Source organism: Streptomyces sp. NPDC088261 (genome assembly GCF_044740805.1).
In the GTDB taxonomy this organism is placed as follows: domain Bacteria; phylum Actinomycetota; class Actinomycetes; order Streptomycetales; family Streptomycetaceae; genus Streptomyces.
Genome location: NZ_JBIURL010000002.1, coordinates 554041 through 570889, shown reverse-complemented (window position 1 = coordinate 570889; position 16849 = coordinate 554041). Strand labels below are relative to the sequence as shown.

General features: G+C 76.1%; 6 protein-coding genes. 5 read left to right on the top strand and 1 reads right to left on the bottom strand.

Translation table 11 applies throughout. The features are described 5' to 3' along the window. Position 1: 1 nt before the first annotated feature. From ACIODU_RS06360 to ACIODU_RS06340, 5 genes are all read left to right on the top strand, one after another. Entirely contained in the window at positions 2-3754 is a 3753-nt protein-coding gene (locus tag ACIODU_RS06360) for a DUF6603 domain-containing protein (protein WP_401764530.1), read from the top strand. Further along, the gene (locus ACIODU_RS06355; protein ID WP_401764528.1) at positions 3751-9186 is read left to right on the top strand and encodes a DUF3892 domain-containing protein; all 5436 of its coding nucleotides are present in this window, start codon (positions 3751-3753) and stop codon (positions 9184-9186) included. The genes ACIODU_RS06360 and ACIODU_RS06355 overlap by 4 nt, the downstream gene beginning before the upstream one ends. Continuing rightward, complete coding sequence (locus tag ACIODU_RS06350) at positions 9179-13648, top strand: hypothetical protein (protein ID WP_401764526.1); 4470 nt, start codon at positions 9179-9181, stop codon at positions 13646-13648. The genes ACIODU_RS06355 and ACIODU_RS06350 overlap by 8 nt, the downstream gene beginning before the upstream one ends. Before the next feature lie 110 nt (positions 13649-13758). Next, complete coding sequence (locus ACIODU_RS06345; protein ID WP_401764523.1) at positions 13759-15516, top strand: hypothetical protein; 1758 nt, start codon at positions 13759-13761, stop codon at positions 15514-15516. Between the two features lie 224 nt (positions 15517-15740). Beyond that, positions 15741-16133, top strand: coding sequence for an SH3 domain-containing protein (locus ACIODU_RS06340; RefSeq protein ID WP_356420126.1), 393 nt, complete (start codon positions 15741-15743; stop codon positions 16131-16133). A 128-nt stretch (positions 16134-16261) separates the two neighbouring features. On the opposite strand, the gene ACIODU_RS06335 is transcribed toward ACIODU_RS06340, so the two are convergent. Then, the gene (locus ACIODU_RS06335; protein WP_356420129.1) at positions 16262-16675 is read right to left on the bottom strand and encodes a DUF4190 domain-containing protein; all 414 of its coding nucleotides are present in this window, start codon (positions 16673-16675) and stop codon (positions 16262-16264) included. Positions 16676-16849 lie beyond the last annotated feature (174 nt).

Genomic DNA, 16849 nt, shown 5'->3' with positions numbered 1-16849 from the left:
CATGACAACCGAACCGCCCGCCCTGCCGGGCATACCCGACCCCGGTGACGGCAACGCCCAGGCCCTGCTCGTCGGCGAGGTGCGGCTGCTGCTCGCGCCGCTGCTCGGCGCGGCCGGCAACGGCTGGCACCGGGACGCGCTGCTCGACGCGCTCGGCTGGGACCTCGCGGCGCTGCCCGCCGGCGACAAGGACCTCGCCGTGTGGCTCACGGACATCGCCGGAGCGGTGACCCGGCTCGTGGATCTGGCCGAGGACCCGCCGGACTCGCTGGACGATCTCGTACGGGTCTTCTCGGCGACCTCCGCCGCCTTCACGGCCGTACGGGCCCTGCCCGCGTCCCTCGCCGCGCTCGACGCCGCCGCCCTGGCCAGGGACGTACTCGACCATCTGGTGGTCGGTCATCTGCTGCGCCACCACCCGGTCCTGCACCACTGCCTGGTGCTGCTCGGCGTGATCGTCCCGGCCGCCGACGCCGCCGTGGAGCCGGGCATCGTCGTCGGTGGGGCGGTCGTACGCCGGCCGCTCGCGCGGGCCCGGGTGCGTCCCGAGCGGCTGGTCGGCCTGGTCACCGACCCGCTCGGCACGCTGCGCGAGGTGTACCTCCCCGAAGCCGCGTTCCCCGGCGGCCTGGCCACCGAGGCCGCCGCCGACGCGCTGGCCGGCACCCTGCTGCCGCGCCTGGGCGCGCTGCTGCGCGCGCTGGGCGTGGACGCCCTGATCGGACTCGGCGAGGACGCCGACCTCGCCGGACTGGGCTTCGACGCGGACAGCGTCCGGCTGGGCCGCCGCATGCTCAGCCTCACCCACCGGGCTGGCGACCCCGCACTCGGCGCCGAGCTGGACCTGACCCTCGGCCTGGCCTCCGAGGAGACCGGCGGGCTCGGTGTGGTGGTCGTCCCCAGCGGCGCCGTCGTGATCGAGCAGCTGCTCGGGCACTGGGGCCTGCGCGTGGACCTCTCGGCCGCCGGGGAGGGCCTGGCCGTCGGGCCGCACGGGGCGACCCTGGGCGAGTCCTCGCCGCCCCACGCCCGGCTCAGCGCCGAACTGCGCCGCCTCGCCGACGGCGGTCCCGCGCTGCGCCTCGGCTCCGCCGACGGTACGCGGCTGGAGATCGGCGAGGCCCGGTTCTGGCTGGCCGCCGAGGCGATCCCCGCCGACGCCGCCACCGGGGCCGAGGCCACCACCGAGGTCGAGATCGGCCTCGCGGCGCAACGGGCCGCGGTGGTCGTCGCCCCCGGTGACGGCGACGGCTTCCTGGCCCAGGTGCTGCCCGCCGACGGGCTGCGCGCCGAGTTCGCCCTCGGCCTGGTCTGGTCGCGCCGCAAGGGCCTGCGCTTCGAGGGCGCGGCCGCGCTGGAGGCCGCCCTTCCCGTGCACCTCACGCTGGGGCCGCTGGAGGTCCAGGGAGTACGGCTCGCCCTCGCCGCGGACGACGAGGGGATCCGGGCCGGTGTCACCGGCACGGTGAAGGTCGCCCTCGGACCGGTCACCGCCACGGTCGAACGGATGGGGCTGGCGCTGGAGTTGCGCCCCGCGCCGGACGGCGACGGCGATCTCGGACCGTTCTCCCTGGACGCCGCGTTCGTCCCGCCCACCGGCGCCGCTCTGAAGATCGAGGCCGGGCCCGTCACCGGCGGCGGGTATCTCTCCTTCGACACCGACAAGGAGCAGTACGCGGGGGTACTGGCCCTGGACCTCAAGGGCATCTCTCTCAAGGCGGTCGGCCTGCTCACCACGCGGATGCCGGACGGCTCCGAAGGATTCTCGCTGCTGGTCGTGATCAGCGCCGAGTTCACTCCCGTACAGCTCGGATTCGGCTTCACCCTCAACGGAGTCGGCGGTCTGATCGGCGTCAACCGGTCCGTCGACCTGGAAGCCCTGCGCACCGGGGTACGGACGGGGGCACTGGACTCGCTGCTCTTTCCCGACGACCCGCTCGGCCGGGCCCCCGAGCTGGTCGCGACCCTCGGCGCCGTCTTCCCCGCGACCCCCGGACGGCATGTCGTCGGCCCGATGGCCCGGATCGGCTGGGGTACGCCCACGCTGCTCACCATCGATGTCGGGCTGCTGCTGGAACTGCCCGCCCCGCTGCGCCTCGCCCTGCTCGGGCGGCTGCGGATGGCGCTGCCGACCCCGGAGGCGGCCCTCGTCGTCGTCAACGTCGACATCGTCGGCACCGTCGACTTCGAGCGCGCCGAGGCGTCCCTGGACGCCTCGCTCCGCGACTCCCGCATCGCGGCCTTCACCCTCACCGGCGATCTCGCGATGCGCGCCTCCTGGGGAGACCGGCCCTCCTTCGCGCTGGCCGCCGGGGGGTTCCATCCGCGCTTCCAGCCGCCACCCAACTTCCCCCGGCTCAAACGGCTCACCCTGTCGCTGCTCAGCGGCGACAACCCGCGGCTGCGCCTGGAGTCGTACCTGGCGCTGACCTCCAACACGGCGCAGTTCGGGGCCCGGGTGGAGCTGTACGCCTCCGCCCTGGGCTTCAGTGTCGAAGGCATGCTGTCGTTCGACGCCCTGGTGCAGTTCGAGCCGTTCGGATTCCTGGCCGAGATGGTGGGGGCGCTCGCGCTCAAGTGCGGGTCCAGGACGGTGATGGGCGTACGGGTGGAGGTCATGCTGTCGGGGCCCGGCCGCTGGCACGCACGGGGCCGGGCCCGATTCGAGATCCTCTTCTTCAGCGCCGAGATCTCCTTCGACAAGACCTTCGGGTCCGCCGTCCCGGCCGCCCGGCCCGAGGGGGTGGATGTCGCCGCGCGTCTCGAAGAGGCGCTGGACGACCCGCGCAGCTGGACGGCCCAGCTCCCCGGCGCCGGGAACTCTGTCGTGACGCTCCGTCAGATCACCGATGCCGAGGACCGGTTGCTGGTCCATCCGCTGGGTTCCCTGGCCGTCACGCAGCGGGTCGCGCCGCTCGGTGTCACGCTCGACCGCTTCGGCCAGGCCCGGGTCTCCGGCGATCGCACCCTGCGGCTGACCGCGCTCCGGGTGCGCAGCTCGCCGGCCGCCGAACCGGTCGGTCTGCGGACCGCCGAGACCCGTGAGTACTTCGCGCCCGCGCAGTTCCTCGACCTCGGCGACGACGAGAAGCTCGACCGCCCGTCCTTCGAGCGGCTTCCGGCCGGGTGTGCGGCCGAGCCCGCCACCCGCTTCGGCCGCGACCTCGACGTCCTGCCGCAGGCGGAACCCGACTACGACCTGACCGTGGTGGGCCCGGCGGCCGCCGCCGGGTTCTCCCCGGCCCGTACGGTCACCTCCCGCGCGGACCTCCGGGTGCCGGCGGCCGCGGCCACGCGGGCCCAGGACGGCGCCGCGCTGCTCGCTCGTACCGCCGTCTCCCCGGCGGCCCGCGCCGCCACGCGCCGTACCGGCAAGCAGCGCTTCACGGCCCCGGGCCGTGCTCTGGGGGTACGGGACACCTCCTTCGCGGTCGTCGGAGCGCCGGCCGGCGCGGGCGGTACGGGCGGTACCGCCGATGCGGCGCGGTCCGCGGGCGCCGCCCCGCTGACCTTCACCGAAGCGGCCCAGCTGCGCCGGGACCTGGCCCGCCGGGCCCCGGCCGCCCCGTACTCCGTGCAGCAGGCACCCGCCTCCCCGGCCCGGCGCACCAACGGCCGGGCGGCCGGCCCGGCCGCCGTACCCGATGGCGCGGGAGGGCGATCCGCGCCCGCCGCGCCCCCGCGCATCCGCGCCACCACCCACCGCCCCTTCGCCGGTGCCCGCGCCGGCGCGACCTCCGGAGGTGCCGGATGACCGGCGGCCTGACCTTTCTGTCCTGGGTCCGTGAGGGCCTGGCCGCGACCGGTGTCGCCGACGACCCGCTGACCGGCCCGCTGCCGGCCCGTACCACCCTCACGCTCCACCCTCGGGTCAACGAGCGCCCCGAACGGACCGTGCGGACCCGCCTGTACGGTCCGGGGGACATCACCGCCCTGGACCCCGCGCAGATCCTGCGGACCTTTCCCGCCCCCGACAGCCGGGACGCGGAGCCCCAGCTCTTCGCCGCCGTCGAGTTCGACCGTCCCGACCTGCCGTGGATGTTCTCCCCGGCCGGTGCCGCCGCGCGGGGACGGCTGCGGCCCTGGCTGGTCCTGGTCGTCGTGGAGGCCGCCGGGGCCGTCCTCGACACCGCCCCCGGCGGCGGGCTGCCCCGGCTGGTCTGCTCCCCCGCCGAACTCCCCGACCTCGCGCACTCCTGGGCTTGGGCGCACGCCCAGGTCACCACCAACGCCCCCACCGGCGGTACCGCCTACCCGGAGGAGGTGAACGACCTGCTGGCCCACGCCCCCGAGCGCACCCTGTCGCGGCTGCTGTGCCCGCGCCGGCTCACGCCGGAGACCGCGTACCTGGCCGCCGTCGTCCCCGCCTTCGAGGCGGGCCGGCTCACCGGCCTCGGCCGGCCGCTGCCGCCCGCCGACCGGACGGAACTGCGGCCGGCCTGGCCGCCGGTGCCCGGCGCCGAGGAGCCCTGGCAGCTGCCCGTCTACCACCACTGGTTCTTCGGCACCGGCCTGGACGGCGACTTCGAGTCCCTGGTCCAGGCCCTCACCCCGCGCGCCCTGCCCGGCGACGTCGGCACCCGCCCGCTCGACGTCGGCCGGGCCGGCGACGGACTGCCCGCGCTGCCGCCCGGCGGCCCGGGGCGGCTGGTAGACCTCCAGGGCGCGCTGCGTACGGCGGGCACCGAACCGCTCCCCTGGCACGAGCCCACGGCCGCCGCGTTCCGCGCCGCGTATAGCCGTGTCCTGGACGGCGGGCCCCCGGGCGCCGCCGGCGAACCCGAACTCGCCCCGCCCGTCTACGGCGCCGCCCAGGCCGGCGGCCCCCACGCCCGGACCCCCGGCGGCGGGACCCGGCTGCCGTCACCGCAGGCCGGGCCGTACTGGCTGCGGCAGGTCAACCTGGACCCCCGCCACCGGGCCGCCGCCGCCCTGGGCGCCGAGGTCGTACGCCACCACCAGGAGGATCTGGTGGCGGCCGCCTGGGACCAGGCCGCCGACCTGCGCCGCGCCAACGACGCCCTGCGCCAGGGCCAGTTGGCCCGTACCGTCTCCGACAGCCTGCACCGCAGGCTCGCCCCGCCACCGGGCGACGACCTCGCGGACGCCCGGCTGCTCCAGATCACCGCCACCGCCCGTGACCTCGCGGGGTACGGCTCCGGGACGGCCGCCGGCGAGGTCGACCGCAACCGCGAGGCCGCCGCGGCGCTCACTCCGGCCTTCCGGCGGCTGCTGCGCCCCGGCGGCCCGCTGGCCGCGCGCACCGGCGCGGCGGCCGACACCGGCGGCGCCGGCCTCGCGGCCCAGCTCACCGGCCGCCGGGCCGCGGCCACACCGCCGCTGCCCCCGCCGGCGGGCGGGGCGTCCGTGGAGGACGTGTCCGGCTCCGAGACCTTCGCCCGGATCTCCGCCGACCGGCTGACCCGGCGCGGCTGGGAGGACGACCTCCCCGGGCCGGCCGAGACACCCGCCTCCGTCGTCCCCGACATCCGCTTCCTGGGCGCGGTGATGACGACCCGGCTGTTCGCCACCACCCACGACGGCCGGGTGCTCTCCCGCTTCACCTCCTCCCAGGGCACCGTCGGCTGGACCGATCACGGCACCCCGCCCGGCACCACCGCCGTCGGCCCGCCCACCGCCGTCCGCGACCTGCACGCCTTCGTGGTGGGCGCCAACGGGAGCCTGTACCGGCTGGGATGGGACGGCGACCGCTATCTCTGGTACGACCACGGGCGGCCGCCCGGCGGTCCGCTCGACACCGGCTCGCGCCTCGGATCGGTCGCCCGGAACGAGCGCCGGGTGCCCGGCGGGACGCAGAACCGCACCTATGACAGCGTCTACGGCCTCGCGGCGGGGCAGTTGTGGGAACTGAAGTTCTCCGGCTCCCTGTGGATCTGGGAAGGACTGGGCACACCCCAGGGCAAGACGCTGACCGGGGTCCCGGCCGTGCTCCACCCCTGGAGTGTCTCGGCCGTCGCCACCGACGGCTCCCTGAACATGTACAGCGCCAACGAGGACGGGGTGTGGAGCTGGCTGGGCGTCGGCCGTCCCGCCGCCGGTTTCGACCCGTACGAGATCCCCGTACGCCACGCCGCTTCCTTCCTGGTGGGTTACATGGCCAAGGGCAAGGACGGCAAGATGTACGCCTGCCGGTTCGGCGGCCTCATGCTCTACGAGTGGTACGCCGTCCGCGACGAGGCCGGCCACACCCTCGGCTCCATCGGCGACAGCCGCGCCGTGACGACCACCAGCGCTCCCGGTGTCGCGGTGTGCACCGGTGGCACCGACTGGAGCGAACCCGGCGGACGGGCGCCGGGCGCCGCGGGCACCCCCCTGAACGCCGTGCTCAAGAACGCCGTCGTCTGGGCCGTGCGCGACGGCCTCCTGCTGCGGCTCGATCTCGACGCGGCGACGCCCGCCTGGCAGCAGCTGGACCGGACGGCCTTCTGCGGGCGCGGTGCCCTCACCGCGTACCCGCCCCGTGACATCCGCTGGCGTCCGCGCCTCGGCTTCCGCTCCAACCTGTTGCTCGGCGACGTCTCCGAGAGCGGCGCGCGGTACCGGGTCGGCCGGAACACCGACTTCGACGGGAGGACCGAGAGCTGGGGCGGGCCGTCGCCGCTGCCCGCGCCGGTGAACGCCACCACCGCCATGGGCTTCGCCCTCGCCGCCGCGGACCTGGACCCGCCGGCCGCCGGCCGGGAGTCCTCCCCCGACCTGGTGGCCTTCTGGATCCAGGACCACCCGCTGGGCAACTTCGGCATGTACAGCGTGGGCCGGACCCTCAACTCCGAGGGCGTACCGGCCTCCTGGTCGCCGACGCAGCAACTCCCCGTCCCGATGAGCACGACGGACGGCGCCACGGGCGCCCTCGTCCAGAAGAACCCCGTCCTCGGCGGCACGGCCACGCTCGCCGATCTCGACAACGACGGCAAGCAGGAGCTGCTGGTCGTCTATCTCGCCGGGACGCCCGGCAACCGGCGGCTGTTCCTGCGGATCGGCTGGGCCCTGGACCCCGTCAGCGGCACGGCCACCGGCGGCTGGACGGACTCCGAGGAGATCCCCTGGCCCGGCCGCCCCTCCGACACCGCGCCCGCGGTCCTCGGCATGGGCCTGGCGGTCGCGGACCTCGACGGCGACCTCCGCCCCGAACTCGTCGTCCTGCTGATGGAGCAGACCGGCAGCGGCGGCTCGGCCGGCGTCACCGGCTCCTACCGGATCGGCTGGAACATCAACGCCCGCGGCCGGATCGTCGGCCCCGCCGGCGGCGGTTCGCCGTGGAGCAACGTCCGTACGATCCCCGGCTCCTTCGGACCGAGGATCGCCGGGGCCGGCCTGGCCGTCGCGGACTTCTCCGGCAACCAGCGGCCCGATCTGCTGGTGTTCACGGTGGACGACCCCGACGGCGCGAACCGCGCCTCCTACCGGATCGGCACCGACGTCAAGGACGGCACCGCCACGGCCTGGAGCACTCCCCTCGGCGCCCATCCCGGCGGTTCCTTCGGCTCCTCGGGGCGCGGCGCGGCGGTCTGCGTCACCGACCTGCCGGGCAACACCCTGGCCCGCAAGCGCGCCATCGCCGCGAACTTCCGTACGGCCGCCACCGCCCACCAGACGGCGCTGCTCGCGGCCCAGGCCCACGCCGTCCAGCACGACGAGCCGCGGCTCGCCCTCAGCGGCCTCGCCGACGCCGTCCACGCGGCGGTCGACCCCGAGAAGACGGTCACCGCCCACGTCACCGCCCGGCTGGAGGGCCTCGATCTCGACGGCGCCGCACTCCGCGACCCGCTCGGCCCCCTGCTCGCCCCGCCGTCCTTCCCGCAGCCCATGGCCGAACTGCTGACCGAGCTGGGTCAGGACCATCTGCTGCCCGGTGTCGAGCGCGTGCCGCCCGACACGATCACGCTGCTGCGCACCAACCCCTCCTTCGTCGAGTCGTTCCTGACCGGCGCCAACCACGAGCTGGGCCGTGAACTGCTCTGGCGGGGCTTCCCCACCGACCGGTCCGCCACCTCCTTCCGGCACTTCTGGGACGCCCGGGGCACCACGGACCCCGGCGCCGAGCCGCCCGACGTCCCGCCGCTCGCCGAGTGGCCGCGACACGCCCGTCTGGGCACCGTCGCGCACGGACCCGCCGGGGGCGAGGCCGTGGTGCTGCTGCTCCGCGGCGAGGTCGTACGCCGGTACCCGGCCCTCGGTCTGCACGCGCGCCGGGCGCTCGCGCCCACGGTCCCGGGCGGCCCGCCCCGGCTCGGCACCCAGCGGAGGGACCCGGTCTTCTCCGGCGCCCTGGAACCCGATGTCCTCTACTTCGGCTTCCCCCTCACCGCCGCCGAGGTACGGGGCGGCGGCCCTGGCGGCGACCCCGGCTGGTTCTTCGTCTTCGAGGAGCATCCCGGCGTCGCCCGGTTCGGCCTGGACGCCGTACCGGAGCGCGACGCCGCGTACGGCGGCGCCCCGGAGCACTGGCGGGCCGTCAGCTGGGCGAGCGTCGCGGCGGGGAAGACCGAACTGGACGCGCTGCGGTACGCCCCGCTGCTGCCGCCGTTCGGCGAGCTGACCCTTCCCCTGCGCCCGCCCCCGGTCCCGCCGGGCCGGAGCCCCGTACCGCCGGGAAGCCCGGAACCGGCCCCGGGACCGGAGCCCGCCCTGGCGACGTGGGCCCACAACTCCGCCCACATGGCGCACATCACCCTCCAGCAGCCGGCCAGGGTCGCCTTCCACGCCACCGATCTGCTGCCGTCCTTCGGTGCCGGACGCCGGATCACCCACGTACGCAAGCGCGCGCCCGGCAGCGACCGGGTGCTGGTACGGGAGCTGGCCGGACCCGACCCGGCCGGCGGCTGGTGGCGGCTGACCGCCGCGCAGGTGATCGCGGCGATCGAGAACCGCGAGAGCTTCTACGTGGAGGGCGCGCCGGGCCACCGCGTCGCCGTGCGGGTCGCGCACGACGCCCACGGCGTCAAGCGGCTGCGGACCGGCGGCGACGGCGACACGGCGGACAACCTGCTGGAACTGCCCCCGATCCCGCCCGGCGCGGGCCTGCCGCCGCAGTACTCCGCGCACGGCCCGCACAACACCGCGACGGCCGCCGCCGCGCGCGCGGCGGACTCCGCCGACGCCGACGCCGAGGCCGCCGCCACCCCGCCCCTTTCCGCTTCCACCCCGACGGACGACGATGCCTGAGACGACCTGGAACCTCTCCGCCCAGTACCCGGTGCTGCTCCTCCCGGTCCGGCTGGAGACCCGCTTCACCGAGACCCACCTGCTCGTCCGTGTCTACCCCGACGAACTCCACATCGACTCCCACGAGCCGCCGCTGACCACCGACGAGGAGCTGTGGGGCAGGCACTACTGGACGTCCGTCTGGGCCGCGCGCGGCGACGAGCCCGACGAACACGCGGCCTGGGACGCGCTCGCCGAGCGGTACGGCCATGAGCGCGCCGCCTGGATCGCCCGCGTCCTGGAGCCGCTCAACCCGGGGGAACGCGGACTGCCGGACCCCCTCCCCCGGTTCCCCGTGCTGGGCGCCCCGCGCAGCGGATCCTGGACCAGACGCGCGGTGGCCCGCGCCCTGCCCACCCGGTGGACCGTCACCGGCTTTCCGCTCGACGCCACGCAGGAACCGGTACGGGTCACCGCGGCGGCCGACGTCCCCCGGCCGCTGACGGTGGGCCCCGACCCCGCTGCGGACCTCACGGCCCTCGATCCGGCGTCCCCGCCCGTCGACGACGCCACGAAGTGGCTGGTGGACTTCGCCGCCGCCGAGGCCGTCGGCATGGCCGTGCGGCTGCCCCGCCGCGTCGGGGCCCTCGACGGCTACCGGCGGCTGGTCGCCCACGGGGTACGGCACACCGACGCCACCAGCGGGCCGGCCGGCGCGGCGGCCGAGCTGGACGAGCTGTTCGAGGCCCAGTTCCACACCCGGGGTCTCGGCTTCGTCCCGCCGGGCGCCGCCAGCAACAACACCGCGACCGCCACCTCCGTACACAGCAGGACCGATCCCGCCCAGCGCGCCCCGCTCCGGGTCCGCCACGGTGACACCGCGCCCACCGACCCCGACGCGGGCTTCCCGCGCTTGCGGCTCGCCCTCGGCCTGCCCCCCGCCGCCACCGGCGGCCCGGGGCGGCCCGCCGCGGGCAGCCCCGGGGCCCTGGCCCGGGCCCGCTTCGCCGACCGGACGGACGAGCGTGCCGCCCGCGCCATGAACACCGCGCTGTGGGGCGCCACCTGGGGTTATCTGCTCAGCCAGCTCACCGCCGGCCGGTTCACCGACGAGCAGATCCGGGGCGCCCGCGCGCATGTCATCGGCCATCTGCGCCCCGGCGGGCCGCTGCCCGCCCTCCGGATCGGCGCCCAGCCCTACGGGGTGCTGCCGGTGCTGCCGCTCGCCCGCTGGACCGATGTCGAGGGGGCCGCCTCCGGCCGCCGCCGGCTGGACCCGGCCGTCGTCCCCTTCCTCCGCCGGCTCCGTACCGGTCTGTGGGAACGCGCCGTCGCCGACCCGGCCGCCGTGCCGCGCGTCACCCGGGGCGCGCAGCCCATGGAGACCGTCGCGCGCGTCCTGGCGATGGCGCCCACGGCCCGCCGTGTCCACGCCCGCAGCGCCCTCGGGACCGACTACATCACCGCGCTCTGGCGCTTCGGCGAGCTGAACCTCAACGACCAGTGGCGCGAGGACCTCAGCGCCGCGTCGGCCGCGCTCGCCGGCCGGTTCGCAATCGCGCCCTTCGACGTCCGGCTGGGGCGGCTCGTCCACGCGCGCGAGTCGTTCCCGCTGGACGCCCCGTGGGTGCTCGCCCCCGAAGGCACCGAGAACGGGGAGCCCGCCCAGTACCTCGCCCGGCTGGGGTCCACCACCCGTAACCCGCTGGACCTCTTCACCGAGCCCCAGCTGGGCAGCGCGGAGGGCACCCCCCTGCTCTACCGCCTCACCCGGCACTCCCTGCTCGCCGAGTACGGCATCGCCGCCACCCGCATCCAGGGATACGGCCCCGGCACCGGGCCGGAGGCGGAACTCGTCGACCTGGACGCCCTGGAGCCCACCCCCACCCTGGTGCGCAGGCTCAACCAGTCGGCGGACCGGGGCGTGCCCGTACGGTTCCTGCTGTACGGCTCCGGCACCGGCGACGCCCGTACCAGCGACCTGATGGAGACGGCCGCCGCCCTGCGGACCCTGGCCGGGAGCGAACCGGCCGACCTGGAACGGCTGTTGGCCCAACAGCTGGACTCCACCTCGCACCGGCTGGACGCCTGGATCACCTCGCTGGCCGCCCGGCGCCTCGACTGGCTGCGCCGGCCGGCCGAGCAGGGCGGGCGGCCCACCGGTACGCACCTGGGCGGGTACGGCTGGGTCACCGACCTGACGCCCCGTCAGCCGTCGGTGCCGGTGCCGTTGGCGCAGTACCCCCGCGCCGAGAGCGGCCCGCTGCTGCGGGCCCCCGCCGACACCGCCGCGCCGGTGCACGCGCCGTCGCTCTCCCACGCCACCACCGCCGCGGTGCTGCGCTCCGCCCAGCGGGCCCACGGCGACGCCCCCGGCGGGCCGCTCGCCGTGGACCTCAGCTCCGCGCGGGTGCGCACCGCCGCCTGGATCCTGGACGGCGTCCGCCAGGGCCAGCCCCTCGGGGCCCTGCTCGGCGCCCGGCTCGAACGGGCCCTGCGCGACCATCCGCTGCCCGCGCTCGCGGCCTGGACCGACCGCTTCCGGGCCCTCGCCCCGATCCACGCCACCAGCGTGGACACCGCCGGCACCGCCCGCGAGACCGTCGCCGCCCACGACCTGGTGGACGGTCTGACCCTGCACCGCCGCCGCGCCGACCGGCAGCTGGATCTGGTACGGGACGTCGGGGTCCCGGCCACCGCCACCGCCGAACTCGCGGCGCTCACCGAGGTCCTGGACGATCTGGACGACGCCGTCGACTCCGTCGCCGACACCCTCCTCGCCGAGGGCGTCCACCAGGCGGTGCTCGGCAACCCGCTCCGGGCCGGCGCCACGCTGGACGCCATGGCGAACGGCGAGGCGCCGCCGCCCGAGCCCGAGGTGCTGCGCACCCCTCTCGGCGGGGACGCCGTCACCCACCGCGTCCTGGTCCTGCTCGGCCCCGACGGCGCCGCGCCGGACCGCTGGCCCGCCACACCCGCCGCCCGCGCCCGCCAGGCGCGCGGCGCCGCGGATCCGGCGCTCGACGGCTGGCTGTCCCGGCTGCTGCCGGCGCCCGCCGAGGTCAGCGTCGGCGCCCGCCTCTCGGACGGGACCACCGTCGCCGTCCCGCTGACCGGGCTGCCGCTGGCTCCGCGGGACTGGGCGGCCCTCGCGCCCGAACCCGGGCCGGACGCCTCGCCGCAGGACGGTGACCTCGGGGGGACCGGGCTCGCGGGGAGCGACCTCGCCGCGCATCTGCTGCTCCACGCCACCGCCGCCGTCGCGGGTGACGGCACCGGACGCACCGTCACCGGCCTGGTGGCGCACGGCCCCCAGGCCGCCGGCCTGGCCGCGCTGCTGGAGGCCGCGCGCGCCGCCCGCGACCTGCTCCGCTCGGCGCGCCCGCTCACCGCCGCCGACCTCACCCTGCCCGAGCAGCCGCCCGCCACCCCCGCGCCGGCCGACCCCTCGCTCGTGGCCCGCGCGGCGGCCGTGCGCGCCATGCTGCGCACCGCGCTCGCGGACGTCTCGCAGAGCGCCGACCCCGCCCGGCTGCGTACCGGCCTGGTCGCGGCCAACCTGCTGGGCGTGCCCGGCGTCGTACCGCCACCGCCCCCGCCCCCGGGAGCGTCCGCCGAACAGACCGGCGCCGACGTCCAGGTGCTCGCCGTCCTGTCCGCGGCGGCCCTCCCCGAGCTGGCGCGGCGCGCCCAGGAGGCCGACGAGCTCCAGCAGCAGGTCGACACCGGACGTCTCGACGCCACGACGGCCGCGCCCCGCGTGCTGGCCGCCGTCCTGGGTCCCGACGTGCTCGTACTGCCCGCCTTCACCCCGTCCGCCACCAATCCCGACACCTTCCCCCAGCTGAACGCCTCCTTCCAGGCCAGTACGGCGCTCCAGGGCGGCGATCCGCTCACCGCCGCCGCCCACCTCGGCGGCCTGGCCCGGGTCCGGCGCGGCCTGGACCGGCTCACCACGACGCTCGGTTACGCCGAGGCGCTGCGCACCGGCGACAGCCTCACCGTGCGCGTCGCCCAACTGCCCCACGTCCAGGGCGACCGCTGGGCCGCGCTGCCCGGCGCCGCGGGAGGCAGCCCCGGCAACCGCCTCGCGCTGGCCCTCCATCTGTCCGGCACCGACGCGCTCGACGGCCCCGTCCGGGGCCTGCTGGTGGAGGAGTGGAGCGAGACCGTACCGCGCACCACGCAGACCACCGGCCTGGCCGTGCACGCCGACAGTCCCGACGCCGCCGCTCCCCAGGCCCTGCTGCTGGCCGTGCCACCGGACGGGCGGGCGCTGTGGGACTCCGCGCTGATCGAGGAGACGGTCGTGGAAGCCCTGGACCTGGCCCAGTTGCGCGCCGTCGACCTGGAGGCCCTGCACCCCGTCGATCCCGACGCCATGACCGACATCGGGCAGCTGCTGCCCGCGGCCGTACTCGCCACCAACGTCTCGTCCACCGAGGTCGCCTCGACCGACTTCACCCGGGGACTCACCGGATGACACCGGCCCGGCGGGCACCCGGCCCCCTGACACCCGGCCTCCCGGCGCCCGCCCCTGCCGCCGTTCCCGTTCCCACCGCCCTGCCCGTCACCCCGTACGCGAGGTAGCAGATGCCTTCCATCACCAGCTGGACCCGACTCGAACCCCGCGCGCGCTCCGGCGATCTGCGGCCCGCCCTGGAGGCCCGGATCCACGACCCGCTGTGGCTGCTGGCCCGCCAGTGGCAGTTCGGCGAATACCTCGGGGACGACGCCGGCTCCCCCATCTGGGTCCGGGTACGCGGCCAGTCCGACGCCCTGACCGCCTACCGCCCGGGACCGCTGCCCGCCACCGGCGCGCCCGGCGCCCCTCGCGAGGCGTACGACGCCGGCACCCCCCTGGAGGCCCTCGCCGAGCGCGAGGCCGCCCCCGCCACCGATCTGCGCGCCGCCGCCGAGTCCGGCCAGCACCTGGTGCGGCTGCTCGGCGCGGCCGGACAGGGCGCGGCCTCCGCCGCCGTACTGCGCGCCTGGCCGCTGCCCGGTCCCGACGCGCCCGGCGCCTCGCCGGTCACCCCCGCCGTACGCCGCTTCCTCACCGTGATGGGCGGGCGCGCCCCGCACGGGCACACCGCGGCCGACGGGCTGCGTACGGCGCTGGATTCGGAGACCGTACCCGCCGCCCTCGGCCTGACGCCCCCGCAGGTCCAGGCCGCCGTACCAATCCTGCGCACCTGGCTGGCCTGGCACGACGCGCGGTTCACCGCGGCCCCCGCCGAACGGGAGGCGTGGCAGGCGGACCGGCTGGAGTACCGCTTCTCGGTCGGCGCGGACGTGGGCGGCCCCCTGGAGCATCCGAACAGGCCCGGTACGGAGGTCACCCTGGACGCCCCCGGGTATCCGGGCGGCCGTCTCGACTGGGCCGACTTCACCGCCGGCGGGCCCAGCGGTCTGTCCCCGACGCCCCGGCGCACCGAGCTGACCACGACGGTCTTCCCCGCGCCCGCGGCCTTCCCGGGGATGCCCGCCCGCCGCTACTGGGAGTTCGAGGACGCGCGGGTCACCCTGGGCGGCGTGGACAGCGCCCCCGACGACCTGGCCAGGATGCTGCTGGCCGAGTTCGCCACCGTCTACAGCAACGACTGGTACGTCGTCCCGCTGGAGATTCCCGCCGGGACGCTCACCACCCTCAGCTCCGTCGTCGTCGGTGACACCTTCAGTTCCGTGCTGGGCGGCCCCACCCTGATGCCACCGCCCGGGGGCGGGGCGGGCGACGCCCATTGGTCGATGTTCACCCTGTCCAGGTCCGGCGGCGGACGCCACCCGGCCTTCCTGCTCCCGCCCGCCACCGCGGCCGGACTGGAGGGCGAGCCCCTGGAAGAGGTCCTGTTCGCCCGTGACGAGGACGCCAACCAGGCGTGGGCGATCGAACGTACCGTCACCGACCCGGCGGGCTCGCCGCTGGACCGCACCCGTGTCACCGCCCCCGCCCCCTCTCCGGTCTCCTTCGCGAAGGGCACCCTGGGCTACCGGCTGGCCACCGAGGTCCCCGAGCACTGGATCCCGCTGCTCCCCGTCGAGATCAGGCCGGGAGCGGTACGGCTGCGGCGCGGGCATCTGACGCGGCGCCGGCCGGACGGCGGGCGCGAGCCGGTCCTGCCGCTGGGCCGGCTGCTCACGCCGGGCCGGCCGTTGGACATCCGCGAGGAGGAGGTGCCGCGCGAGGGCGCGGCCGTCACCCGGACCTGGCAGTACGCGCGCGGCGCGGACGGCAGGGCCCGGCTGTGGGTCGGCCGGCGCAAGCGCACCGGGCGGGGCGAGTCGTCCAGCGGGCTGCGGTTCGACTCCCTCGTCGAGGGCACGGACCCCGGCCCCTCCCCGACGGGCTGAGCGACGCGGTACGTACCGGCCAACCGGCCATATCAGCATGACGTGCGGAACATCGCCACCCGGGCCGTCGCCGCAGGGGGCCGGACGGCCCACCCGATGGGGCCATTCGGGTGAGAACGGGCGTTTCCCGGGCGGGAACGGGCCTCACCGGGGTGTGCCCGTGCCATGAAGGTATCCAGCCGGGGAAAGTTGCCCGGAGTTCATCGACAGCAAGAGGAACCGTCATGAGCGCACCGACCATCGGGCACCGGGCCATCTCCGTGCTCGCCGGGGTTCTGCTGGCGGGGACGGCCCTGGCCGCCCCCGCCGTCGCCACGGGCCACCCGTCGGGCCCGGGCCCGGAGTCCTTCACCACGCAGACCGAGCCCGCCGTGGCCTTCGTCCACCAGGGCCAGGTCATCGCGCATCCGGCCGTCAACGTGCGGCCGACCCCGAACACCAGCAGGCCGCCCATCGACTCCATCCCGTACGGCACCGTCATCGACCTGAAATGCAAGAAGTCCGACGGTGAGGTCGTGGACGGCAATCCCCGCTGGTACAAGCTGCTCGGCAGGCCCGGCTGGGTCGCCGCCCGCTGGGTCCAGAACGTCAACGCGGCACCCCCCGAGTGCCCGTGACCCACTGATCGCCCGGCACCTCCGGCCTGAGCGGCGGGGTGCCGGGCGACGTGTGTTCAGCGTGTTCGGCTTTTTCCGGGTGTTCGGCTTGTTCCGTGAGCTCAGTGTGTTCAGTGTGTTCAGTGTGTTCAGTTGTTGACGTCGTCCGAGTAGTCGTCCGCGCACTTGTCCTTCTCGGACTGGGTGTTCGCGTGCTGCACGCAGTCGTTGAAGTCCTTGAACTCGTCCGAGTTCAGCACCGACACCCCGACGGTGACGATCACCGCGGAGACGATCAGGCCCAGGGCGCCCAGCACCGCGCCGACGATGGCCATCGTGCGGCGGGGGGCCCGGCCGCCACGAGCGCGGCGCGCACCGATGACGCCGGTCACGATCGCCGCCAGGCCCAGCAGGATGCCCCCGATGACCGTCCAGAACAACACGCACGCGGCGATCCCCAGAACCAGGGCCGCGACCGCGAGGCCGTTGCTCCGCGCGGGGGCCGGTTCGGTGTGGAGCTGCCCGTCGGGGGCCGACTGCTGCGGGTAGTTGGGCAAGGTCATCGGTCTCACACTCTTCTCTTCGGCTCGTCCCGTTCGTGTCTCCCCCGTCTGCCCCCCAACGGGCCTCGCACGCCTGTCCGTTCGGGTACCTCGGGCGGATGCCCCGCGCCTCGTCCGGCCGTCGGCCTCCGCGAGGGGCGTTCCTCACCAAACGCCGCACATCTGGCATTCCGT